The 21,473-nt window shown below is 57.3% G+C and carries 21 protein-coding genes and 1 tRNA gene; 8 read left to right on the top strand and 14 right to left on the bottom strand.

Going from position 1 to position 21,473, the window contains the following annotated elements; translation table 11 throughout:
• Window positions 1-34: 34 nt before the first annotated feature.
• A complete protein-coding gene (locus NMA52_RS01250) occupies window positions 35-1,204 on the bottom strand; it encodes an alkaline phosphatase (protein WP_254825809.1) in 1,170 nt (389 codons plus the stop codon).
• An 82-nt stretch (window positions 1,205-1,286) separates the two neighbouring features.
• Complete coding sequence (gene dprA / locus NMA52_RS01245) at window positions 1,287-2,384, bottom strand: DNA-processing protein DprA (RefSeq protein WP_254825808.1); 1,098 nt, start codon at window positions 2,382-2,384, stop codon at window positions 1,287-1,289.
• Between the two features lie 148 nt (window positions 2,385-2,532).
• Here dprA and NMA52_RS01240 point away from each other — a divergent pair.
• Window positions 2,533-2,619: transfer RNA gene (locus NMA52_RS01240), tRNA-Ser, on the top strand.
• A 440-nt stretch (window positions 2,620-3,059) separates the two neighbouring features.
• On the opposite strand, the gene NMA52_RS01235 is transcribed toward NMA52_RS01240, so the two are convergent.
• Window positions 3,060-5,276, bottom strand: coding sequence for an ATP-dependent DNA helicase RecQ (locus NMA52_RS01235; RefSeq protein WP_254825807.1), 2,217 nt, complete (start codon window positions 5,274-5,276; stop codon window positions 3,060-3,062).
• A gap of 247 nt (window positions 5,277-5,523) precedes the next feature.
• Between NMA52_RS01235 and NMA52_RS01230 the strand changes: the two genes are divergently transcribed.
• Entirely contained in the window at window positions 5,524-6,498 is a 975-nt protein-coding gene (locus NMA52_RS01230; protein ID WP_254825806.1) for an SIS domain-containing protein, read from the top strand.
• Between the two features lie 38 nt (window positions 6,499-6,536).
• Here the strand turns inward: NMA52_RS01230 and rplI are convergent, their stop codons facing one another.
• From rplI to NMA52_RS01205, 5 genes are all read right to left on the bottom strand, one after another.
• Window positions 6,537-6,983, bottom strand: coding sequence for a 50S ribosomal protein L9 (rplI, locus tag NMA52_RS01225; protein WP_254825805.1), 447 nt, complete (start codon window positions 6,981-6,983; stop codon window positions 6,537-6,539).
• A 207-nt stretch (window positions 6,984-7,190) separates the two neighbouring features.
• Window positions 7,191-7,457, bottom strand: a complete 267-nt coding sequence (rpsR, locus tag NMA52_RS01220; RefSeq protein WP_136459451.1) for a 30S ribosomal protein S18 — start codon at window positions 7,455-7,457, stop codon at window positions 7,191-7,193.
• Window positions 7,458-7,487: 30 nt separating this feature from the next.
• Window positions 7,488-7,958 carry a 30S ribosomal protein S6 gene (gene rpsF / locus NMA52_RS01215; RefSeq protein WP_183495303.1) on the bottom strand — a complete coding sequence of 157 codons (471 nt, stop codon included), beginning with the start codon at window positions 7,956-7,958 and terminating at the stop codon, window positions 7,488-7,490.
• 253 nt (window positions 7,959-8,211) lie between these two features.
• Window positions 8,212-9,195 (bottom strand): M23 family metallopeptidase, encoded by a 984-nt coding sequence (locus NMA52_RS01210; RefSeq protein WP_254825804.1) that lies wholly within the window; start codon window positions 9,193-9,195, stop codon window positions 8,212-8,214.
• Between the two features lie 279 nt (window positions 9,196-9,474).
• Window positions 9,475-9,987, bottom strand: a complete 513-nt coding sequence (locus NMA52_RS01205) for an RNA polymerase sigma factor (protein ID WP_104418161.1) — start codon at window positions 9,985-9,987, stop codon at window positions 9,475-9,477.
• 350 nt (window positions 9,988-10,337) lie between these two features.
• On the opposite strand from NMA52_RS01205, the gene NMA52_RS01200 reads away from it, so the two are divergent.
• Window positions 10,338-10,661: a thioredoxin family protein gene (locus NMA52_RS01200; protein WP_254825803.1), complete on the top strand. Its 324-nt coding sequence runs from the start codon at window positions 10,338-10,340 to the stop codon at window positions 10,659-10,661.
• Between the two features lie 18 nt (window positions 10,662-10,679).
• Window positions 10,680-11,213, top strand: a complete 534-nt coding sequence (locus tag NMA52_RS01195; protein WP_254825802.1) for a response regulator — start codon at window positions 10,680-10,682, stop codon at window positions 11,211-11,213.
• 4 nt (window positions 11,214-11,217) lie between these two features.
• Here NMA52_RS01195 and NMA52_RS01190 read toward each other — a convergent pair whose 3' ends face one another.
• A complete protein-coding gene (locus NMA52_RS01190; protein ID WP_254825801.1) occupies window positions 11,218-11,745 on the bottom strand; it encodes a helix-turn-helix domain-containing protein in 528 nt (175 codons plus the stop codon).
• Window positions 11,746-11,984: 239 nt separating this feature from the next.
• Between NMA52_RS01190 and NMA52_RS01185 the strand changes: the two genes are divergently transcribed.
• The 4 genes from NMA52_RS01185 (at window position 11,985) to NMA52_RS01170 (ending at window position 13,751) form a co-directional block, all read left to right on the top strand.
• Window positions 11,985-12,461 carry a YtxH domain-containing protein gene (locus NMA52_RS01185; RefSeq protein WP_254825800.1) on the top strand — a complete coding sequence of 159 codons (477 nt, stop codon included), beginning with the start codon at window positions 11,985-11,987 and terminating at the stop codon, window positions 12,459-12,461.
• A gap of 96 nt (window positions 12,462-12,557) precedes the next feature.
• The gene (locus NMA52_RS01180; protein ID WP_254825799.1) at window positions 12,558-12,926 is read left to right on the top strand and encodes a phage holin family protein; all 369 of its coding nucleotides are present in this window, start codon (window positions 12,558-12,560) and stop codon (window positions 12,924-12,926) included.
• Between the two features lies 1 nt (window position 12,927).
• Window positions 12,928-13,371: a hypothetical protein gene (locus NMA52_RS01175; protein WP_254825798.1), complete on the top strand. Its 444-nt coding sequence runs from the start codon at window positions 12,928-12,930 to the stop codon at window positions 13,369-13,371.
• 5 nt (window positions 13,372-13,376) lie between these two features.
• On the top strand, window positions 13,377-13,751 hold the full coding sequence (locus tag NMA52_RS01170; RefSeq protein ID WP_254825797.1) for a PRC-barrel domain-containing protein: 375 nt from the start codon (window positions 13,377-13,379) through the stop codon (window positions 13,749-13,751).
• A 21-nt stretch (window positions 13,752-13,772) separates the two neighbouring features.
• Here NMA52_RS01170 and NMA52_RS01165 read toward each other — a convergent pair whose 3' ends face one another.
• The 5 genes from NMA52_RS01165 to NMA52_RS01145 form a co-directional block, all read right to left on the bottom strand.
• On the bottom strand, window positions 13,773-14,867 hold the full coding sequence (locus tag NMA52_RS01165) for a permease (RefSeq protein ID WP_254825796.1): 1,095 nt from the start codon (window positions 14,865-14,867) through the stop codon (window positions 13,773-13,775).
• Window positions 14,868-14,945: 78 nt separating this feature from the next.
• The gene (locus NMA52_RS01160; protein WP_254825795.1) at window positions 14,946-16,118 is read right to left on the bottom strand and encodes a histidinol-phosphate transaminase; all 1,173 of its coding nucleotides are present in this window, start codon (window positions 16,116-16,118) and stop codon (window positions 14,946-14,948) included.
• Between the two features lie 51 nt (window positions 16,119-16,169).
• On the bottom strand, window positions 16,170-16,568 hold the full coding sequence (locus NMA52_RS01155) for a hypothetical protein (protein WP_254825794.1): 399 nt from the start codon (window positions 16,566-16,568) through the stop codon (window positions 16,170-16,172).
• A gap of 17 nt (window positions 16,569-16,585) precedes the next feature.
• Window positions 16,586-18,082 (bottom strand): SusD/RagB family nutrient-binding outer membrane lipoprotein, encoded by a 1,497-nt coding sequence (locus tag NMA52_RS01150; RefSeq protein WP_254825793.1) that lies wholly within the window; start codon window positions 18,080-18,082, stop codon window positions 16,586-16,588.
• Between the two features lie 43 nt (window positions 18,083-18,125).
• Entirely contained in the window at window positions 18,126-21,332 is a 3,207-nt protein-coding gene (locus NMA52_RS01145) for a SusC/RagA family TonB-linked outer membrane protein (RefSeq protein ID WP_254825792.1), read from the bottom strand.
• Window positions 21,333-21,473 lie beyond the last annotated feature (141 nt).

Raw genomic sequence — 21,473 nt, 5'->3', positions numbered from 1 at the left:
CGTTATCGTTGCGTCAAATTACCCCAGGGAACCCCTAGCGGAAGCCGTACAGCAACTTCATCTTATCGAAGATCGCCGTGTTTTCGTAGATGCCGGAAAAGCGCTCGGCACCCGGACCAAAGGCAAATACGGGAATCAGGTCGGCCGTGTGGTAATCCGACGTGAACTGTCCGTCGATACTCCCCATCACCGAGCCGTTGTTTATGGCGTAGCCGCCCGTCTCGTGGTCGGCGGTCACGATCACCAGGGTTTCTCCGTCGCGCTGCGCGAAGTTGAGGACTTCCCCGATGGCCTGGTCAAATTCGATCATTTCGGAGATGATGTACGCGCTGTTATTAGCGTGCCCGCCCCAGTCAATCTGGGATCCTTCGATCATGAGGAAAAATCCGCGATCTTCCTTGTCGCGTTCGTCCAGATAATTCACCGCGAGCTTGCTGGCGGCCACCAGGTAATCCCGGCCCTCACTAAAGGGTACCGGCTCTCCGTCGGCGGTGTAGTACGCGAAATTTTTCGCGCGGTTCACCTTGAGGTCCTTCATCTCGGTATCGACGAAGGAGCGTACGTCGTTGCCCCGCTTCCGCAGTTCGTCACTCAGGTTCCGGGTATCCATCTCGCGGCGTTCGAAGAACTTGGCCCCCCCGCCGATGAACAGATCGATGTCGGTATCCATCAGGTCCGCCGCGATCTCTTCGTAATTCTGACGGTGGTTCGCGTGAGCGTAGAAGCTGGCGGGAGTAGCGTGCACGATGGAAGAAGTGGCCACCAGGCCCGTAGGCAGACCCGCCGCCTCGGCCATTTCCAGGATGGTCGGCACCGGCATCGTATCCATGTCGACGCCGATCGCTCCGTTGTACGTTTTTACGCCCGCGCTGAAGGCTGTAGCTCCAGCGGCGGAATCCGTGATCAGGTTATCCCCGCTGTAACTTTTGTGCAGGCCGACCACCGGAAACCGTTCCAGGTTCAGCCGGTTACCGTTACTGTACAGGCCCGCGGTAATCTGGCTGATGCCCATACCGTCGCCAATCATTAAGATGATGTTCTTCGGTCCGCCCGTCGATCGGGTCAGCGCCTCGGCGGCCGAAGGGATGGCCGTATCCCCGGGTCGGGTCTGACCGGTTGTAGCCGTGGTGTTCTGGGGAGCGGGCGGGCAGGCCGTGTACAGGAGTACGGCGAGCAGCCCGAATAGTACGCGCGAATAATTCATGGCCCAAAGATAGAACTTGCTCAGACCCCGCACGTCCGCTTTAGCCCAAAATAACATCGGGATAAGGAAAGCCCGCTGTCACTCAACCGGCTGACATTCGGTACCGGTGCCCCGGCAGGGCCGTAATGGCGCCCTTCATTTCCAGCGTAAGCAGGGTGGCGGCGAGCGTTGCCGGTGGTACGCGCAACCGCCGAAGAAAATCGTCGATTGCCAGGACCTCCTGGTTATCCAGCAGTTTCACCAGTGTTTGCTCATCGGGGGTCAGGTCGAATAGTTGCAGCTGAGGACCCGCGGTCGATGGTCCCCAGTTAAGCAGTTTAAGCAGATCGTCGGCCCCGTCAATAAGTTGCGCACGACCGGAACGGATCAGGGCATTGCAACCGGCCGTACGGGCATCCCCGCCCCGTCCCGGGCAGGCGCCGACCATGCGCCCGTAACCGTGGGCCATGTTCGCCGTGATCATGGACCCTCCGGAGGTGTCTGATTCGACGACCACCGTAATGTCAGCCAGCATGGCCACAATGCGGTTGCGGGCCGGGAAGTGTTCGCGTTCGGGCGACTGCCAGGGGGGATATTCGGTGAGGAGTCCCCCACCCCGCTCGGCAAATTTTCGCGCCACGGCCGCGTGCTCGCGCGGATAAATATGTTGCAGGCCGCTACCCAGAACGGCCAGGGTGGGCAGTCCGACGTGCAGTGCGCGCCGGTGAGCGGCAATATCCACGCCGTAAGCCAGGCCGCTAACGATGAGCACCCCACGCGCCGCGAGTGGATCGATGAGCCGTTCTACCTGCCGCGCGCCGAGTGAGCTCATCCGACGGGTACCCACGATAGCCACCATCCGGGGGGCGAGGAAGTCAGTCCTGCCCTCGTGGTACAGTACGGGGGGAGCCGTATCAAACTCCCGTAACGGCGCAGGATAAGCATCGCTGCCAACGTGCAAAATATTTACGCGGTGGGCGGAGCAGTACTCCCCGATGCGATCCGCTTCCCGCAGGTAGCGCTTATCCGCGAACTGAGCGGCGGTCTTCTCCGCGATCCCATCAACCTCCAGCAGCTCCGACGGCCGGGCACTCAGCACGGCGGAGGCCGTTCCGAAATGATTGACGAGTGAACGGAATAGTTTAGGCCCGATAGCCGGAACACGACTGAGGGCCACGGCGGCGTACTCCTCCGAAGACATACACGAGAAACTGAAAAATTCAGACGATTGGTCGCGGTAGAAAACAGGCGGGACGGGAACGAATCATGGGCGGAGGTGCGCGACGGATCAAATATACGCTATTCAAACAGAATGTTTCGTAAATGCGTTTTAAATTTGCCCCACTTCCGGAGGATTGGCGGAGTGGTTGAACGTGCCTGATTCGAAATCAGGTGTACCCTCACGGGTACCGGGGGTTCGAATCCCTCATCCTCCGCAAAGGGCTCCGGCCCGATCCGCGTAGCGGATCAAATGTTGACGCCCCGCACCCGTCCGAAACCACAGGTTTCGGTTAGGGTGTGGGGCGTCAACATTTTAAGCCCCATAGGGCGGGCTGGAGTCCTTTGCCGCCCCCCCCACCAGGGATCACGCAGTCATCCCTCCAAGATCGTCATTCGCACCCGTCCGAAACCACAGGTTTTGGTAAGGGTGTGAGGGGGGGATCACGCAGTCATCCCTCCAAAACCGTCATCCGCACCCGTCCGAAACCACAGGTTTTGGCATGGGCGTGGGGCGTCAGCACTTCAAGCCCGCCAGGGTGATTAAGGAGTTAAGCAGTCGTCGTCTCCAGCACACGAAAGCCCCGTATCCTTTCGGATACGGGGCTTTCGCGGGTATGGCTTCCCGGGGTCGTTCGTTGCTCCCGCGCGCCGCCGCCTAGTTGGCCATTTCGCTCAGGAACTTGATCCGTACGAGTTTGATCTCCTCGATGGTTACGTCTTCTTCCTGCAGTTGCTGAAAGGCCAGGTCCGGGTCATCCGTCTCGGCGTTCATGAAGTATTCGTAGGTTTCTTCCAGGCTGTACTCGTCTACTTCTTCCTCGATGTAGTAATCAATGTTCAGTTTCGTGCCGGAGGATACGATGACCACCATTTCGTTGAGGAGCTCGTCCATGCTCAGCTGATTGCCGGACGCGATGTCTTCCAACGGCAGTTTACGGTCTACGCCCTGGATGATGTTCACCTTGGTCTTGGACTTGTTCGCAACCTGCTTGACGACGAAGTCGCTGGGCCGATCGATATTATTCTCCTCACAGTACTTTTCGATCAGTACCAGGAAGGGCGTAGCGTACCGACGGGCCTTACCGATGCTGACGCCGTGGATATTCTTCATCTCCTCCAGATCGACCGGGTAGCGGGTGGCCATATCCACCAGGGAGGGGTCCTGAAAGATCACGAAGGGCGGAATGCCGAGGCGCTTAGCTTCCTTCTTACGTAGGTCCTTAAGTGCCAGTAGCAGGGCTTCGTCGAGCACGACGGCCTTAGCGTCGTCCGCCTCCCCGCGCATGTCCTCGGCGAGTTCCTTTTCGAAGTCGTGGTCGATGGGGATCTCAAATTTGACCGGCTTCTTCAGAAAGGCGCGACCCTTATCGGTCAGCATTATGGTGCCGTAGGATTCGATATCCTTGCGGACCAGATTGTTCAGTAGCGCCTGACGGAACACCGAGCTCCAGAAGACTTCCTCCTTACCACTTCCCTTACCGAAGCCGGGCAGTTGGGTGAATTCGTAGTCCTTCATCTGCTTCGTCTCCTGACCGAGTACGAACTCGATGAGCGTCTTCAGGGGGTAGTTCTCGTCCAGCGTCTTTACGGACTGGAGAGCCTGCACCATTTCCTGAGTGACCTCAACCCGTTCGCGGGGATGACGACAGTTGTCACACATCTTGTTGCAGTTCGCCTCGTCGTATTCCTCCCCGAAATAGTGCAGCAGGAAGCGGCGGCGGCAGGCGGTGGTCTCCGAGTAGGACATCACCTCCTGCATAAGCTGGGCCCCCATTTCCCGCTCCATCAGCGGCTTGTCCCGGAGAAACTTTTCTAGCTTCAGGATATCCTTATACGCGTAGAAAGCAATGCAACGGCCACCCAGACCATCGCGGCCGGCACGGCCGGTTTCCTGGTAGTAATTCTCGATCGATTTCGGAATATCGTAGTGCATGACGAAGCGGACGTCGGGCTTGTCGATGCCCATTCCGAAGGCGATCGTAGCGCAGATGACGTCGACATCCTCCATGAGGAACTGGTCCTGCGTGCGCGAGCGGGTCTTGGGGTCGAGGCCGGCGTGGTAGGGGGCGGCCTTGATGCCATTCACCACGAGGGCCTGCGCGATCTCCTCGGCGGATTTACGGCTCTGGACGTAGATGATGCCGGACTGGTCGGGCATCTCCTTCACGATCTTAATGATCTGCCGGAAGGTGTATTCCTTCTTTCCCTTGGGCCGGACCTCGTAGTACAGGTTATCGCGGTTGAAGGACGACACGAAGGTATTGTGATCATCCCCCATCCGGAGGTTCTTCACGATGTCCGACTGTACCTTCGGAGTGGCCGTGGCCGTAAGGGCAATGATGGGGATGTTGTGACCGATGAGATCCAGCATCTCGCGGATGCGGCGGTACTCCGGTCGGAAGTCGTGGCCCCATTCGGAAATGCAGTGAGCCTCGTCGATGGCGACAAACGAAATGGTCGCCTCACGAAAAAAGTCGATGTTCTCCTCCTTGGTCAGGGTTTCCGGCGCGACGAACAGGAGTTTGGTCTTTCCGGAAGTAATGTCTTCCTTCACCTGCCGCATCTGCGTTTTGGAGAGGGAAGAATTGAGGAAGTGGGCGATCTCGTCGCTTTCGCCGTGGGAACGGATGGAGTCGACCTGATTTTTCATCAGGGCGATGAGCGGGGAGATGACCAGGGCGCACCCGTCCATCATGACGCCCGGCAACTGGTAGCAGAGGCTCTTGCCCCCACCGGTGGGCATGATTACGAAGGTATCTTTCCCGTCGAACAGCGACTGGATGATGGCTTCCTGATTACCCTTGAACGTATCGAAACCGAAGTTTTCGGCTAATGCTTCTTCAAGAAAACTAACTGACGCTTTAACAGTCATTTGATGTATCACTTTGCTCCGACCAAACTACACGCATGTGTCTGCCTTCTCGTGCAAAAGCCACGAGTTCTACGACAGCGCAGAAAGAAGATCGGATTCGGATTTATTCCGCAGTTTTAAGGTTAAGTTATCCTATACCCATTAAAATAGTGCTAATTCCGGTTTCCAACTCATGAGACGATAGAATTTACCAAAAGTCATCCTCAACTTTGCCGTTCGCCTCCGAGCGACCAAAATACAAAGCGACTTGAATTATCCCCACCCCATATCTGAAACGGCCCGCCAAACGTTGCGCATCGAAGCCAGAGCACTGGAGCAACTGGCGGACAGCATCGGAGAGGACTTTACCCACTGCGTGGAGGCCATTTTCCGGCGGGGTGATCGCATCATCGTAACCGGTGTTGGTAAAACCGCCCTAGTAGCCCAAAAGATTGTAGCTACCCTTAACTCAACCGGATCCCCCGCGTTTTTTTTACACGCAGGCGACGCGATCCACGGCGATATCGGTATGGTACAACCCACTGATTTCGTACTTGTTCTGAGCCGAAGCGGAGAAACTGCCGAGATCGATGTGCTTTCCCTGCTCGTTCGCAATATGGGCAACACCCTGATCGCCATGACCAGCAAAAGGGAATCCACCCTCGCCCGCCGGGCCGATTATCTGCTCCTGACGCCCTTCGAACGCGAGGCGGATCCTAACGAGTTAGCCCCCACCACCAGCACCACGCTGCAAATGGCCATGGGCGACGCACTGGCTACTTCCCTGCTCGCCCTACGGGGGTTTACCCCAGCCGACTTCGCCCGGTTTCATCCCGGTGGGTCACTGGGGAAGCAGTTGTACCTTAAAGTAAGTGATCTGTATCCGCGCAACGAGCGACCCCTGGTCTACCCGGAAACCTCGCTGAAGGATACTCTGTACGAAATGACCAGCAAGTGCCTGGGGGCGACCGCCGTCATCGATCCACTCAGTCAGGAACTGGTGGGCATCATTACGGACGGCGATCTGCGAAGAATGCTCAATCGCCACGCGAACCTTGACGGCATCGCTGCCCGGGATATGATGACGACGTCCCCCAAATCGGTTCACGATGACGATCTGGCGATCACGGCCGTCACCCGTCTAAAGGACGACAACATCAGCCAGTTGATCGTAACCGACCGGCGGGGGGCATATTTGGGATTCGTTCACCTCCACGATTTCATGCGGGAGGGAATGGTATAGGACCGAGAATCCCGTAAGCGTTTGGGGAGGGAGGAAGCTTATTCCTGAACGATCTCCATCTCCATCTCCTGAACCACTTCGGGGTGCAGGCGCATGGTGAAGGAGTAGGTACCGAGTTCCTTAGCTTCCTCGGGCAGCACGATCTTTTTGCGTTCTACGTCCACGCCAAACTGCTCCTGGAGTAGGTTGCGGATCTGCAACTGGGTGATGGAACCGAAGATGCGGCCACTGGTACCGGACTTGGCACCAACGCGCAGGGTCTTGCCCTCCAGTTTCTTGGCGACTTCGCGGTACACGTCCAGTTTCTTCTGTTCCTGAGCATTTTCCCGACGGACCATCTCATTGAGGCGGCCCAGGTTGGAGCGGTTGCCGATGATGGCCAACCCGCGGGGAAGGAGGTAGTTGCGGCCGAATCCGGCCTTTACCTCTACGACTTCGTGCTTATCGCCGACCTTCTCGACGTCCTGCAGCATAATTACTTTCATGGTATGAAATTTAAAATCTCAAACTTCACATTTGAAATTTATTATGGTGTCCCGGCCTTTAGGAGCGGTGCCCCGTACGATACGCCGGTTAGTTTAAAAAATGTGTGGAGGAATGAATATTCAGAGAGCATCCGGTAGCCAATCATCCCGTGATCCTATGACCACGTGATCCTGTCACCCGCTCATTCCGCTTCCATTCCTCCTACCCTACTTCAGCAAGTCCGTAACGTACGGCAGCATCGCCAAGTGACGGGCGCGCTTGATGGCCGAGGCGACCTTGCGCTGGTACTTCAGGGAGTTGCCGGTGATGCGGCGGGGCAGGATCTTACCCTGCTCGTTGACGAAGGTCAACAGGAAATCGGGATCCTTGTAATCGATGTACTTGATGCCGAACCGACGGAAGCGGCAGTACTTCTTTCTACGTCCTCCGATCTTCGGATTCGAGAGGAACTTGATATCATCGCGACTGGCCATGATGGATTGTTTAAAGGGTTGCTACTGTGGTTATTCCTCTTCCTTGAAGGATTCGGCATCGCCCGAGGGCACGCCGGTGAGGTGGGGGCTATCGGCCTTCTTGCGGCTGATGCCGTGGGCGGCGGGCTCGGTCTTGGCCGGCTTCTCCTGCTTATGACGCTTAGCCTTGCCGATCTTACCGGCGCGCTTGTCGGCGTTGTACTGCACGCCGTACTTGTCCAGGGCAACCGTCAGGAAGCGCAGGATGCGTTCGTCGCGGCGCATGCCGAGTTCGTAGTTTCTCAGAAAGGCGCCGTTTGGAGCGGTGTACTCCACACAGTAGTAGACACCGTTGTTGCGCTTGTTGATGTCATACGCCAGCGTACGCAGGCCCATCTCATCGACAAAAACAATCTCACAGCCCTCCTTCTGGAGGTTGTCTACGTACGCCTGAGCTGTCGCTTTGATCTCATCCCCCGACAGCACTGGGTCTACGATAAAGGTAGTCTCGTAATTTCTCATCGGATCAGGTGTACTGATTAGTTAAAAACAATGGTTTCGCACGCTTCAGTCCCGTGGGTAGGTCCAAAGCGGGTGCAAAGATACCCTTTTCTAGCTTTTCTGCAAGCGTTTCGGTGGAAAGAAGCAAACGGCCATGGGGGCGGGGCCGCGGGTGCGGTAAAAATTCCACGGAAGCCATCTTCGGTAAAAACGCAAATGGGGCAATCACCAAAAGGTGACTGCCCCAAGTTGGATGGTTTGTAAAAAATCCCGGTTATTCGTCGAAAGACATATTCATCTGGCGGGAGGCTTTCACCAGTTCGCGGTACTCTTCGGTGGTCAGTCCATCGTAGCAGTACTGGATAGGGTCTACCCGTTCGCCGTCTTTCTCAATTTCGTAGTGCAGGTGATCGCCCGTGCTCTGGCCGGTGCTGCCCACCAGGCCGAGCAGGTGGCCCCGGTCCACTTCCTGTCCTTTCTTCACCTTGATCGCGCTCATGTGGGCGTAGCGTGATTTGAAGCCGTAACCGTGATCGATCACGACGCAGTTTCCGTAGCCCGCGTGCTGACCGGCGGATTCCACGACCCCCTTACCGGTCGCCTGAATTTCGGTCCCCTTTCGGCAGTTGAAGTCGATGCCGTAGTGCATCTTGTTTACCCCGAGCGTGGGGTGTACCCGGAAGCCGAAGCCGGAAAGGTTCTCCATCTTACGGCTGAACTGATCGCCGCGGATGGGCTTGATACTCGGAATGGAAGCCAGCATTTCCTCCTTACGCAGGGCTACGTCGGCCACTTCGTCCATGGAGCGACTGTGGAGATCGATTTGGTAGCGAAGGCGATCGACCCGGGCGCGAAGGTCGGCCATCTTATCGCCGACGTTCGGAAAGCTGCGCAGGTCGTCGTAGGCATCGTGTCCCCCCTTACCACCCAGAAATACGTCATCGTCGACTGGATCCATGCGCAGGGCTAGCCGTACGGTATTATTGCTGCGATCGTGTAAGTGAGATACGACTTCGGAAAGTTCGTCGTACCGGGCGGCCAGCGCGTCGTTTTCGGCCTTAGCGATCTCCAACTCCTGCAGGAGCATGCGCTCTCCCGGGCTGGGGAAGTACCGGTGAATGATCGCGGTGAACAACAGACCGGTTAGTAGGGCAGCACACAGAAACCCAAAAGACTTGAGTAAGGTGAGGTTAAGGGACTGTCCCAGCCGATCGTACTGAAGGGTACGCGGATTAAAAACAAATTTTTCACGCCTCATTGACGAAATCTTGAACCAAAAAAAACCGCTGCGGAACGGACTGTTGGTTTGCGAGTCCTTCCCTAGCGGGGTGTGTGACCGGCCACTCGGGGAGTGACTCGTTTGACACGGGTATGCGGCAAAGTAAGTCGCCGGTTTGTAAAGCTACAACTTCAAATAAATAAAGTTCGGCTTCATGTCACCATACGATTTACATAAACCCCGGATTTAGGGGTCAATGCCGCATTGTTTCACCTATTTGATTCAGTAAGACCGGAAAATTTAAGATTTAGCTAACGGCTAAAGGGCGGCGGGACGTTCACCGATGAGCGCTTTCAACTTTTTGCGGGCCAGAAAGATGCGGCTCTTGACCGTTCCGATGGGGATGTTCAGGTAACTGGCGATTTCCTTGTACTCGTAGCCACGGTAAAACATCAGGAAGGGCACGCTGTAGATTTCGCTGATCTGACGGAGCTTGTCTTCCAGTTCCTCCATGCGCATGTTCATCTCACCCCCGTTGGCGATAGCGCTCTTGTTTTCCACCGCGAACAGAAAGCTTTCTACGGGTTCGTTGACGTGCTTGCGGCTTTTCATCTTGCGGTAACGGTTGATGTACGTGTTGCGCATGATGGTAGAAGACCAGCTCTTAAAGTTGGTGCCCATGGCAAACTTATCCCGGTGCTTGTAGGCGCGGAAGATGGTCTCCTGCATGAGATCCTGGGCGTCTTCGTAATTGCGGGTTAGTCGGAGTGCGAAGGAAAATAGAATGTTCTCGAGTCGGTCCATTTCGGACATGAACTGCTGGTTGGTCATATTAGTGTGTGTAAAATGTATGTAAGGTGGTGAATTGCACTCATACACTATACATCAAACATTATGCCATAGGTGTATATAGCTGCTATTAAACAAACAACATATTTAATTTTCTATATAACACACACTCAATTTCACGAAATGACTAAATACAGTAAGTGGGCCAAAGCCGATTTCCGGTGGAGACGCTCATCCATTCCGGTGACTAGCGACAAATTCCGATCTTGGCGAACAAGCTTCGTTCGACCTCGTTACCTCGACCAAGGATTGTCATAACAAGGTCGCCCTACCCGGGCCCATTATACACTGCTGCCTTTTGCTTCACCCGGATTGAATCTGGAACTTTATCGATGCATAGCTACACCCTAGAGAAATTTGATGATGCGAAAATCAACGAGCTTCTGACCCGTCCGGGGCTCTCTCTCCTGCTGATCACTTCCTCCTGGGATGGTCACGGCATCATCATGCGCGCCTTACTGGAAGGGCTGGCTAAGCGTTACGGTAAGGTCCTCTTTGCGGTAGCCGATGTAGAGGACTCTCCCCGAATCTGTAAAATCTTCAACGTCACCAATCCTCCCGGCCTGCTCTTCGTGCGGGACGGGGAACTGATCGACCGGGTACAGGGTGCCGTGGGCGGCAGCAGTATCGTAGAACTCATCGAGCACAATTCATAAGCTAAATCATACCACAACGTGAGCGACGAAATATTTAAAGTATTTGTGCTGGAGGATATGCCCGTCGACCTTGAACTGGTCAAGCGGCAGGTGAGAAAGTTCAACCCGAATGTCCTGTTCGCCGTGGCCCGCCACCGCGCGGAGTTTGAGGACAAGGTCACCATGTTTCAGCCGGACGTCGTGCTTTCGGACTACAACCTCCCGGACATGAACGGGCTCGAGGCGCTGCTGTACGTGCGCGAACACCTGGACAGTACGCCCTTCATCTTTATCACCGGCATTCTCAACGACGAGGAAAAGGTGGCCGAAGCTATTCTGACCGGGGCCTCCGGTTATCTACTCAAGGAGAATCTGCGAAACCTGCCCGAATTGCTCACGGCCGTCATCAAGCAGAACGAACAGGCCATGGCCCAGCGTGAGATCGAGTGGGAGCGCCGCCGCGACAATCAGATCAAACTCGGAAAGAGTATTGCCATGATCCGTCAGTTGAACGTTCCCGGCAGCGACGAGATCGCCCTAAGCCTGCAGGAAGTGGCCGATAATCTACGGTAGGCGGTTAGCCCATAGAGTATACCGCGGAAGACGCATGAGCGTCCTCGTCGACCCGCTCGCCCATAATGGAATCGGAGGTAGGGTTCAGGCTATTCTCGATGAGACGGTTGTATTCCGACATGTGGTTGATGAAGACGAGAAAATTGTCAATGTCGCCGTCGGTTGCCAGGGCGGAGCCGTCGTTCATCTCGCGTTTGAATTCGTAAAAGACCTTGAAGCCATCCAGCATGCGCTGAATCTTTTCGGAGACTTCTTTGATTTCCTCGATGGTGTTTTGGTTAAGTACGCGGTTCAACCCGTTGATCACCTCATCCTCGGAACCTAGGGAAGCGATGTCGGTCACTACCATATCTTCCAGGGGAACGGAAAAGTAGCGCGCCATATCGTTAATAAGCGACAGCCGCGGTTCGACGTTTTTAGTTTCGTAAGCAGCAATATTGCTGCGCTTAATGCCCAGATCGTCAGCGAGCTGTTGTTGCGACAACTTCCGCCGTTTCCTTAGAAACCGGATGTTGCTGGAGAGAAAATTCACTTGTTGGGGTTTATTTGGTTGAAGTGTCACCACAAGATGATCACGAAGATAGCTCATGAACGGCAGTTCGGTTGCCAACGATATGTCGGCAGGTAATATTAATCACAACCACCCCATGAAGTGGGGGTGTTTCACCCCAAATTGCCCCTTGAACCGGGTGTAATGAACATTTCCACCCCTCCTCACGATCTATTCACTGAACGTCGTTTTGATGCTCACTAACTTAAATTATCCACAACATGAATGACAACAATAGTTCCGGAAAAGGGTGGGCGCTTGGCTTTGGTCTGCTCGCAGGTATCGCGGTAGGCTACTACCTCAATTCTAACGAAGGTCGTACCATGCAACGCAAGGCACGTGCCCAGTTTGACGAGTACGGCAATCAGATCAACGACTACACCCAGCAGGTTTCCACCAAGGCCAACCAGTTCGTAGATACCGCCAAGACCAAGGGTCAGGAATACCTCGACCAGGCAAAGGCGAAGACCAATGACCTGACCACCCAGGCTAAGGCGAAACTCGAAGAAGGCAAGCAGTGGGCTTCCACCCAGGCGGACGCCGTAAAGCAGAACGTCGAGCAAAAGGCACATGCCGCCGGCGAATCCGCTAAGTCTACCGCCAGCGAGGCTGAGAGCAGCTTCAACCGGGGCGTCAATAAGGCCGAACGGAAGATGGACGAGAACCGCGAAAAGATCGACCGTACGACCAAGAGCTAATCCGCCATAAGCTGCCGATTCACCTAGCTTTCAACACAACGGCCATGCAATGAAACCTTCACTGCATGGCCGTTCCTATTTAAAACATCCCAAAACATGCAGGCAAAAGAAGAACTGCTCGAACAACTCGGCGAGAGCTATGGCTACGTCAACCGACTGGTTGAGAAGAAAATAGAGTACTTTAAACTTAATCTGGCGGAAACTTCCGCCGGCGTGATTTCCGGCGTTCTGACGGCGGTTATTCTCGCCGTGGTCGGGCTGATCACCCTGCTATTCGCCCTTCTCACCCTCGGCTTTGCCCTGGCCAACGCCTTCGACAATAGTGTTTACGGGTTCGGAGCGGTGACCATCATCCTGTTGCTCATTTTTCTGGTAGTCCTTCTCCTGAAGCGGAGCCTGATTACCGACCCCACGGTCAGCAAGGTGATCAGTAAGTTTTTTCAGCACGACGGAAAAGAAGTTTAGCATGATACGCAAATCAAAAATCACCAGCCTGGCGGAACTGCAACAACGGAAGAAACAGGTCCGGATGGAGACGGAGCTCGCCAAGCGCGAATTCGCCCACAGCATCGGAACCACGAAGGGCAACGCCGGCAACTTTCTCCTCAAGAAGGTGGCACTGCCCGCCGGTGGGGCCATCGTCGGTCTCATGGTACTCAGTAATCTTCTCTCTTCCGGCAACCAAAAGGTTCCCGTCGTAAAGGAAACCAAGGTCATCCACGAGTATCCGGACGGGCGGGCCTACGACGGAAGCAAAAAATCGCGTCGTAATCGCGCCAAAACGCTCACGTCGATCATCGGGCTCGGGCGACTACTGATCCCCATCATCCAGGCGATCATCGGTGCCGTGAACACCCACCAGGCTAAGGAAGCGGCACATACCGCGAAACGCGCCGCGGTCAGAAAGTAGCTTCGTTGGAGACTCCCATCTTTTCCCTTTCCTCCGTGATTGGCAGCGAAGTCCGGTCGGCCGTCGGTGTGGATGTCGCGGTGCTGGAGGACATTGTATGCAACAAGGACAACGGGAAGATCACCTATTTCATCCTCTCCCCCCTGGGAAAGGAAGAGGATGACGACATGCCCCTGTTTGCCGTCCACCATTCCTTTTTCTACTTCGACTCAGTAGCGGATACCTTGGTGTTCAGCGCTAAGATCGGCAAGGACGACCACAGCTTCTTCCTGGACCTCCCTCCCCACTATAACGACTCGGAGGTAGAAGACGTAGCGAGCTTCAATCGTTACCTGGCAAGCCACTCCTCCGTTGCCGGACACCGCAGCGACAACGACTGACGCCGCTCCCGCGCACCCGCCCTACACCCGCACGTTTTCCACTTCCTCCGCACGGAACAAGGGTCGAAGGGCATAGCCCGCGGGAAATATCAGCATCAGCAGACCTACCGGACCAATCACGGCGGGCGCCGAAAACCAGTCGCCGAAGGAGAGAACGGTCAGAATGACCACGGTCGAAAAAGGCAGGGAAAAGGCCAGCACGTTGAGCCCCAGATCAAGATCGAATACAGCGGGGGCGCCCTCTTCCCGCAGGGACTCCACGGCCGACATGTGCGCGAACGGCCAGAAACTGGTTGCACTCTGTGCGAAGACCACGGTGAGCAGGGCCATGGCCCCCCCAAGCCCGCCCAGCAAAACAAGCGTAGCGCTAAGCAGAAAGGCGAGACCCGAACGGAAGCAAAGCACCCGCAAAATCTGCGCCATCTCCCGGCGTCGGAACCGGACGGCCATACCGATGAACAGCAGCACGATCGGCGTCATCAGGGCGGCCAGGCGAGCTACCGTGTCCTCCACGAAAAAGGGAAGGCTGCTCAGGTCAAGTCCCGCAGCCAACATGGCCAGCGCGGCGATGATCACCAGATTTACCGGTTCCTTCAGCAGGGACATCCCCAGATCTTTCAGTTTAGAAGCCCGATCGGTGACTTTTGCGTGGGTTCCCCGACTGCCGTAGTACCACCGCATAGCGATCAGATAGAGGACGATCAGGACGAAAACCTTGTTCCCGACGTCGGCCAGGGCGGCCAGGGCAAGCGGTTCGTCGCCCAGGTATTCCAGAATAAAGGGGAAGGCGCTAAGGCCCGGTGCCAGGGAGGGAACGAGCATCATCATCGTTCGCCATTCCTTATCCCCGGACCGGAACCCCAGGTGGGGCAGAGCCCGGGAGGAGATGAAGTAGAAGCCGGCGTTCAGCAACAGGGCGAGCGCGGGCAGCAGCAGCAGGCGGGGCGATATGCTCACCTTCAGCAGGGCGACGAAGATGGTGGCCGGCAGTATGACGCTGAGGATGAGCACCTTGACCCCGGCGAGATCCTGTTTGCCGCGGATCTTGTGCTGCAGCAGATAACCCGCCAGGATCAGTAAGGCGAAGGCAATGGTTTTTTGTACGGCTGGGTTCATCAGTCAATTGGGGGGGTTCGGTAGTCAAAAGGTGCTCCGGGCACCAACAATGATGCCCGGAGCGGAGTAACAAAAAGATTACACCAAGACATCTTTCAGGGCGCCGAGAAACAGGTCGACTTCCTCGGGCGTGCCTACGCTTACGCGGCAGTAGTCCTGTCCGTGGACGTGGAAGGACCGTACCCCGATCCCCTTATCGAACATGCCCTCCAAAAACGCCTTCCCCTCCATCTGAATGGGGAAGAGAATAAAGCTGGTAACGCTGGGTACGTACGTCAGACCGAGACCGGTGAGCCCGGCATAGGTTTGCTCCCGAAAGGCGGCCGTTTGCTGCCGGCTGATCTCCTGAAAATCCGTATCCCGCATACTGGCCATGGCACCCTCCAGGGAGGTTTTGCAGAGGCCCATGTTGCCCCGACTGATCCGGTATACTTTTTCCAGGGTTTCGGGAAGGGCAACCGCGTAACCGATGCGCAGTCCGGCCATTCCGTGGATCTTCGAGAAGGTACGGGCGACGATCACGTTCTTGCCCTCCCGAATCAGGGGGACCATCGTCTGGGACTGGTAATCGGGCAGGAATTCCAGATAGGCTTCGTCGACGAAGACCGGAACGGTATCGGCCACGTCCCGACAGAACTGCCGGAGCTCCGCACTGTCCGTAAGCGTACCCGTGGGGTTGTTAGGATTACAGATGTACACCATCTTGGTGTCCTCGTTGATGGCCGCTTTCATCGCGGGCAGGTCATGGGCCCAGTCGTCGGTCAGTCTGACCTTGTTCCAGTCACCCCCCATACCCATGCTTACTTTGATGAGTGACATGTAGGCGGGATCGGCCGCTACCACGTTGCCGCCCTGCAGGAAGTGAACGATGGCCATTTTCTCCAACACGTCCGAAGATCCGGGGGTCAACATGATGTGATCCTCGGGCACGCCCTCCAGCGTGGCGATCATCTGACGCAGTTCCGCGGCGGCCTCGTGTTGGTAGCGGTTACCCGCCGCGGCGGAGGCGGCAATCGCTTCGATGGCCAGTGGGGAAGGTCCGTAGGGGTTCTCGTTCGCCAGCATACGAGCCTTCAGGGCGGGCTGGCCGGTCCGTTGGTGCTCCCACTCCAGCTGGGGGAGGTGCTCCCGGAAAGCGGTCGGCGTCGCAACCGATCGGGCGCTTAGTGGAAGCGTGGGCAGGGTTGCTAGACCGGCCCCGGTGAGGGCGGCACGGCGTAGCCACTGGCGGCGGGTTGTAAATGTTGTCATGCGTAAATAATTGTTGAGTGGGTGGGAGTTAGGGCTGAGGGGGGGCGGTGGTTACAGGTTAGTTATGATCCGGAAGGCCGCCCCGTCGTAGGTACCCGACCATTCCAGGCGCGTTACGCCGGTAAGCGAGGCGGCGGGCACCGAAAACAGGGTTTGGCCGCTTGCGTCGGTGGTGAGGGTTTCGAGCAGGTCCTGGGTCTGACTGAAGATCCGGAGTTCGAGATCCACAACTGGCGTAGCGATGATCCCGACATTGACGTCGAGAATGCCGGTTTTATCCAGTTCGGTGAAGGTGGCCCGGTAGGCGACGGTCCCGTCCGGGGCATCCGCAACCCGTTCGATGTCGGCGTTGACCGGCGAGGCGACTACCGTAAAGGCCAGCTCATCGTCCAGGCAGGCGGTGAACAGGAGCATGACGGGCAGCAAAAAGAGCGTGCGAAGGGATTTCATAGTACTAGTTTTTGGGATTATTCCGCCCACCACAGTTCGGTGAGCTTGTTGTCGGGGCCGCCGTTCATGGCTACCGCCGCCGTGACGTTCGCGGAGTTGAGGCTGTATTCGGATTCAGGGTAGCGCAGGCGGGTGGGTACGTGACCGTCATTCTCCATAACGGCACGGGGGTCCGGCTCCGGCAGTACGGGGAAGCCCGTCCGCCGGTATTCGGTCCAGGCCTCGATGCCCTGCGGAAAGAGGGCCTTCCACTTTTCGGTAAAGATGGTTTCCCGGCTCACTCCGCGACCGGCGACGTACCCGGTGGGTCGCTCGAGCCCGTAGGCGGCAAAGTTGGCGTCGATGCCGGCGTTGAGGTAATCGGTGGCCCCCAATCCGTCGGTGTAATCACCGTCCATGGCGGCCTCGGCCAGAATAAAATTGATCTCCGCGAAGGTGATGATCGGTACCGAGGTGGTTTCCTGCATGAAGAAGGTACCCGGCCGGCTGGCGGTCGTGAAGTAGGCTACCGCGTCACCTTCCGGCAGTCCGTTGGGTGCTCCGGCGTAGCGGCCCGCCCGGTCACCGGCCTGTGCGGGCTGGGCGTAGACGGCGAGGCGGGGATCGGTTGCGTTGCCGTCGCCGTCGGTCATGGCGTCGATGAGGGTGGTACTAATGGACCAGTCCTCCCGGCTGTCGAAGACCATGACTTCATGCCAACTGTTGTTGTTCTCCCCGTTCTGCCGCGCGGTTGGCCGGAAGAAAGAGGCATCGTCGTTGGAGGTGATGATGGGATACTGGGCCGGGTTCCCCATGATCTCGGCGAAGATGGCGCGACTTTCGGCCGGTACTTGCGCGGCCTGACGGTTGGCGAGGCGCAGGCGCAGGCTGTTCGCGAATTTCTTCCAGGCCATGATGTCCCCGTCGAAGAGAATATCCTTATCGATGGGTGGCCCAGCGGGGTCGAGCTGGTCGCTGGCCGTCTTGAGGTTGGCGAGAATGCCCGCGTACACCTCTTCCTGGCTGTTGTAGACCGGCGCGAGATTCCCTTCCGTCGATCCGGTCAGGGCCTGATCGTAGGGGATGGCACCCCAGACGTCGGTCATGATCGAGTATACGTACTCGCGCATGATCAGGGCGGCGGCGGCAAAATTCTCGTTGAAGTAGATGCCCTCGGGATCGGAAGTGAGGTTGATCACCGTCTGCAGGTTGACGAGGCTTTCGGTGTAGAAGCCATCCCAGGTACCGTTGCGCAGGGTGGCGGCGGGGTTATAGGTATCTCCTTCGTTCACGTACTGGTTGCGGGCGAAATACTGCATCCACAGCATGCCTCCGTCGAGATTGAGGCGTTGGTTGCGGTCGCGGTGACCGTGAATACGGTCAAAGGTTTCGCGCACGGCCAGGGGAAAGACCGTGGCCGGGGGCACGAGTTCGGGCTCGTTGGGGTTGGCGTTCAACTCCCCGAAGCCTTCATCGCAGGCGGTGGTCAGCAGGAAGAATAGCGCAAGGGGAAGCAGGGTATAAATTGCTTTCATGGTAGTTAGTTTTTGCGGGTACGCGGGAGCGGGGCGAACCCGGTCAGAACGTAGCGTTCAGGTTGACGCCGAAACTGCGGGTACTGGGGATGGAAGTGTAGTTCAGGGCACCCTGCAGGTTGCCGCCGTAGCTGTTGAATTCGGGATCCACCTGGCTGTGGTTGCTGTACAGCATCGCCAGATTGCGGGCGATAAGGCTGATGCTGGCGGCCCGGAGGAAGGGAATGCGGTCGACCAGGACCGTGGGCAGGGCGTAGGTGATGCCGGCCTCCCGCAATTTCACGAAACTGGCATCGAAGATGGCACCCTCGTTGGCGTAGCGGACACTCAGGGCACCGACCACGTCGCGGGTTTCGTTGACGACATCGTTGACGACGTATTCCGGTGCTTCCTCGGTACCGATGTTGCGGGCACCGACACCGATGACTCCCTCTTCCCGCCCGACGGCGGTCAGGGCGTATACGCCGGTCTGCATACCGATCGAAGAGCTTTCCTCGGCGATGTTGCCCCCGAGCTTCGCGTCAATCAGGAAATTGGCGCTGAAGGCCCCGATGCGGAAGTTATTGCGAATGCCTCCGATCCAGTCGGGGGTTACGTTGCCGAGCACCTTCAGGTCGGGATCCTTGACGGGGATGCCGTTCTCGAAGATGACCTGCCCGGCGAGGGGCCCGTCCGGTACCCGGGCGAATCCGCTGCCGAATAGGGTGCCGAAGGGCTGCCCCACCCGTGCTTCCAGACTCAGCCCGCGGCGGCTCTGGAGTACGATGGTCTCCAGCTCGTTGCCGCTCTCGTCGGTGTAGAGCTCGAGGACCATATTGTTGTTCTTCGCGTAATTGACGGCTACGTCCCAGCCGAATTTCGGCAGATCGACGACCGCTCCGGTGAGGACCACCTCTACGCCCCGGTTACGCACCTTTCCGGCGTTGATGAGCTTGCTTTCGTAGCCCGTCGCCCGGCTCACGGCAATGTTGATGATCTGGTCTTCGGTAGTCTGTTCGTAGCCGGTGACGTCCAGAGCCAGGCGGCCCTGCAGGAAACGTAGGTCGACTCCCACCTCCTTGCCGGTCGTACGCTCCGGCCGCAGATCGGTGCTGGCGATGGTACCTTGCTCCCGGAAGACGGGAGTCGTGGCGTTCCAGGGGGTGGTCGGATCGTATACCTGGCGCAGCCGGTAGGGGTCGGTATCGGAGCCTACCTGCGCCCAGCCGGCCCGGATCTTCGCGTAACTGAGCACGGAAGAACGAATATCGAAAGCGTCGGTGAGCACGCCGCTCAGGCTGACGGAGGGATAGAAGTAGCTGTTGTTCGCTGCGGGCAGGGTGCTCGACCAGTCGTTGCGGGCGGTCAGGTCGAGGTAGAGGAAGTTTTTATATCCGAAGCTGGCGGCCCCGAAGAATGAGTTTACCTCCTTTTCCTCGATCCGGCTGGAGTTGGTGTTCTGGCTGGCGTTGTTGGCAACATTGTAGAGTCCGTTGATCGTGACGTCATTGACGGCAATGTAGTTGCGCTTATAGTAGTTGGTGCGGTGATTGCCCCCGAACTGCGCGTTTACGCTCAGGTTTTCACCGAAATAATTGTTGTAACTGAGGATGAAGTCCAGGTTGGTTTCCTGGCGGCGCAGTACGTCTTCACTGAAGGCCTGGGTGCGTTCGGTGCCGCTCTTGATGCGCTCCGAGCGGTTTACGGATATCCGGGTGTCCGTCCAGAGATCGGTGCCGCCGCGGACCATCAGGCTGAGGCTGGGAAGGAACTCGTAGGTGAAAGCGATATTCCCGAGGAGGCGGTCCTTATCGTTGCCGTTGGTGAGGTACTCCTGTTCGTAAAATCGATTCATGGCGAAGGAGTGCTGCCAGTTGGCGTAGGGATACTCATCGCCCTCCCGCACGATGTGCACGTCCATGAACTGTTCGTAGTCCCGCAGGAGTCCCCAGTCGTCGTGACGGTGGTGCCAGGTACCGAGTTCCCAGAGGGCGGGTTGCTGGCGGTTATCGCTGCCGGATTTGACGTATTCGGAGCTTACGCTGACCCGGAATTTGGGAGCTAGTTCCTGATCGAGGTTGAGCCGGAAGTTGTCGCGTCGGTAGTCATTGTTGTACATCAATCCCTGGGCTTCCACCCGGCCGAAGCTGAAGCGGAAGTTGCCGGTCCCGTAGTTGTTGGAGATGCTCAGGGTATTGTTAGCCGTTTTTCCGGTGTCCCAGAAATTGCTCCAGCTGTCGGGTACGGGTACCAGGGGAGCCACCTCCTCGCCCGACCACCAGTGCCGTACGAGCCGCCCGTCCATGGGTGCGCCCCAGCTTTCGTCCACGCCGGCCGTTCCCACCAGGGGCGCATCGGGGTACGCACTGCGGAATTGTTCCACGGCCAGGGGGTCCGTGATTCCGCCGTTGCGGCCGTCGGCGTACCAGGTCACCCCTCCGGTTCCACCACCGTAGATGTTCTGGAATTCGGGAGTGACGAAGGGGTTTTCTATCGTATAACTTCCGGCGTAGCTTACGGTGAGCCCGTCGGCGCCCTTTCCACTTTTAGTCGTAACCAGGATGACCCCGTTGGCGGCACGACTACCGTAGAGGGCTGCGGCATTGGCCCCCTTGAGGATGGTCATCGACTCGATGTTGTCCGGACTGATCTCAGAGATGCCGCCTCCGTAGATGTTGTTATCCACGGCACCGTCGATGGGGGCGGCAAAGTCGCTCTCCATGGGGACGCCGTCGATCACGTAGAGGGGTTGGTTGTTGCCCAGGACCGAGGAATTACCGCGGATGGTGACCTGCGACCCCCCGCCCGGCACGTTAGCCGCCGTAACCTGGAGGCCGGCGACCTTTCCCGAAAGACCATTCACGACGTTCGTACTGCGCGTTTGTTCGAGGGCCGAACCGCTGAGATCCTGCACCGCGTAACCGAGCGACTTCTTTTCCCGTTTGACCCCAAGGGCGGTGACCACCACTTCGTTGAGATCGAGGGCGGATTCCGCGAGCGTGACGGCCAGTTCCGTTTCCGCGCCGAGAGGTAGAGAGAGGCTTTCGTAGCCCGTATAGGTAATGAGGAGCCGCGCGACGTCCTCCGGCACCCGTAGTTCGAAGTGGCCGTCGTAGTCCGTCACGGTTCCGATGGTCGTGCCTTCCGCCATGACGGTGGCTCCGATAAGGGGCCCTTCGGCGTCGGTTACGGTGCCGGATATCGATCTTTGCTGGGCCAGTAGCCCGCCGGAAAGCAACAGCAGGCTGACGAGTTGAGTAAGCGTTTTCATATACTAGGTAGGATACTGCCCGGTGAGGCGTGAGTAATGTCTTTTGCAGGATCCCGATCGGTAAAACTGTTGATCAAAGTTCACCTCGGCGCGGGGCGGCATTCAAATCATAAAGGCAATCATTTTGTGATGGCTTACCTT

The sequence above is a fragment of the Lewinella sp. JB7 genome (assembly GCF_024297185.1).
Classification (GTDB): Bacteria; Bacteroidota; Bacteroidia; order Chitinophagales; family Saprospiraceae; genus Neolewinella.
This window is presented reverse-complemented; position numbering and strand designations above follow the sequence as displayed.

Excerpts from the sequence above, each read along its gene's own strand:
- NMA52_RS01250 (WP_254825809.1), bottom strand. The coding sequence starts at position 1,204 with ATGAATTATTCGCGCGTACTATTCGGGCTGCTCGCCGTACTCCTGTAC.
- dprA (WP_254825808.1), bottom strand. The coding sequence starts at position 2,384 with ATGTCTTCGGAGGAGTACGCCGCCGTGGCCCTCAGTCGTGTTCCGGCT.
- NMA52_RS01235 (WP_254825807.1), bottom strand. The coding sequence starts at position 5,276 with ATGACTGTTAAAGCGTCAGTTAGTTTTCTTGAAGAAGCATTAGCCGAA.
- rplI (WP_254825805.1), bottom strand. The coding sequence starts at position 6,983 with ATGAAAGTAATTATGCTGCAGGACGTCGAGAAGGTCGGCGATAAGCAC.
- rpsR (WP_136459451.1), bottom strand. The coding sequence starts at position 7,457 with ATGGCCAGTCGCGATGATATCAAGTTCCTCTCGAATCCGAAGATCGGA.
- rpsF (WP_183495303.1), bottom strand. The coding sequence starts at position 7,958 with ATGAGAAATTACGAGACTACCTTTATCGTAGACCCAGTGCTGTCGGGG.
- NMA52_RS01210 (WP_254825804.1), bottom strand. The coding sequence starts at position 9,195 with ATGAGGCGTGAAAAATTTGTTTTTAATCCGCGTACCCTTCAGTACGAT.
- NMA52_RS01205 (WP_104418161.1), bottom strand. The coding sequence starts at position 9,987 with ATGACCAACCAGCAGTTCATGTCCGAAATGGACCGACTCGAGAACATT.
- NMA52_RS01200 (WP_254825803.1), top strand. The coding sequence starts at position 10,338 with ATGCATAGCTACACCCTAGAGAAATTTGATGATGCGAAAATCAACGAG.
- NMA52_RS01185 (WP_254825800.1), top strand. The coding sequence starts at position 11,985 with ATGAATGACAACAATAGTTCCGGAAAAGGGTGGGCGCTTGGCTTTGGT.
- NMA52_RS01180 (WP_254825799.1), top strand. The coding sequence starts at position 12,558 with ATGCAGGCAAAAGAAGAACTGCTCGAACAACTCGGCGAGAGCTATGGC.
- NMA52_RS01175 (WP_254825798.1), top strand. The coding sequence starts at position 12,928 with ATGATACGCAAATCAAAAATCACCAGCCTGGCGGAACTGCAACAACGG.
- NMA52_RS01165 (WP_254825796.1), bottom strand. The coding sequence starts at position 14,867 with ATGAACCCAGCCGTACAAAAAACCATTGCCTTCGCCTTACTGATCCTG.
- NMA52_RS01160 (WP_254825795.1), bottom strand. The coding sequence starts at position 16,118 with ATGACAACATTTACAACCCGCCGCCAGTGGCTACGCCGTGCCGCCCTC.
- NMA52_RS01155 (WP_254825794.1), bottom strand. The coding sequence starts at position 16,568 with ATGAAATCCCTTCGCACGCTCTTTTTGCTGCCCGTCATGCTCCTGTTC.
- NMA52_RS01150 (WP_254825793.1), bottom strand. The coding sequence starts at position 18,082 with ATGAAAGCAATTTATACCCTGCTTCCCCTTGCGCTATTCTTCCTGCTG.
- NMA52_RS01145 (WP_254825792.1), bottom strand. The coding sequence starts at position 21,332 with ATGAAAACGCTTACTCAACTCGTCAGCCTGCTGTTGCTTTCCGGCGGG.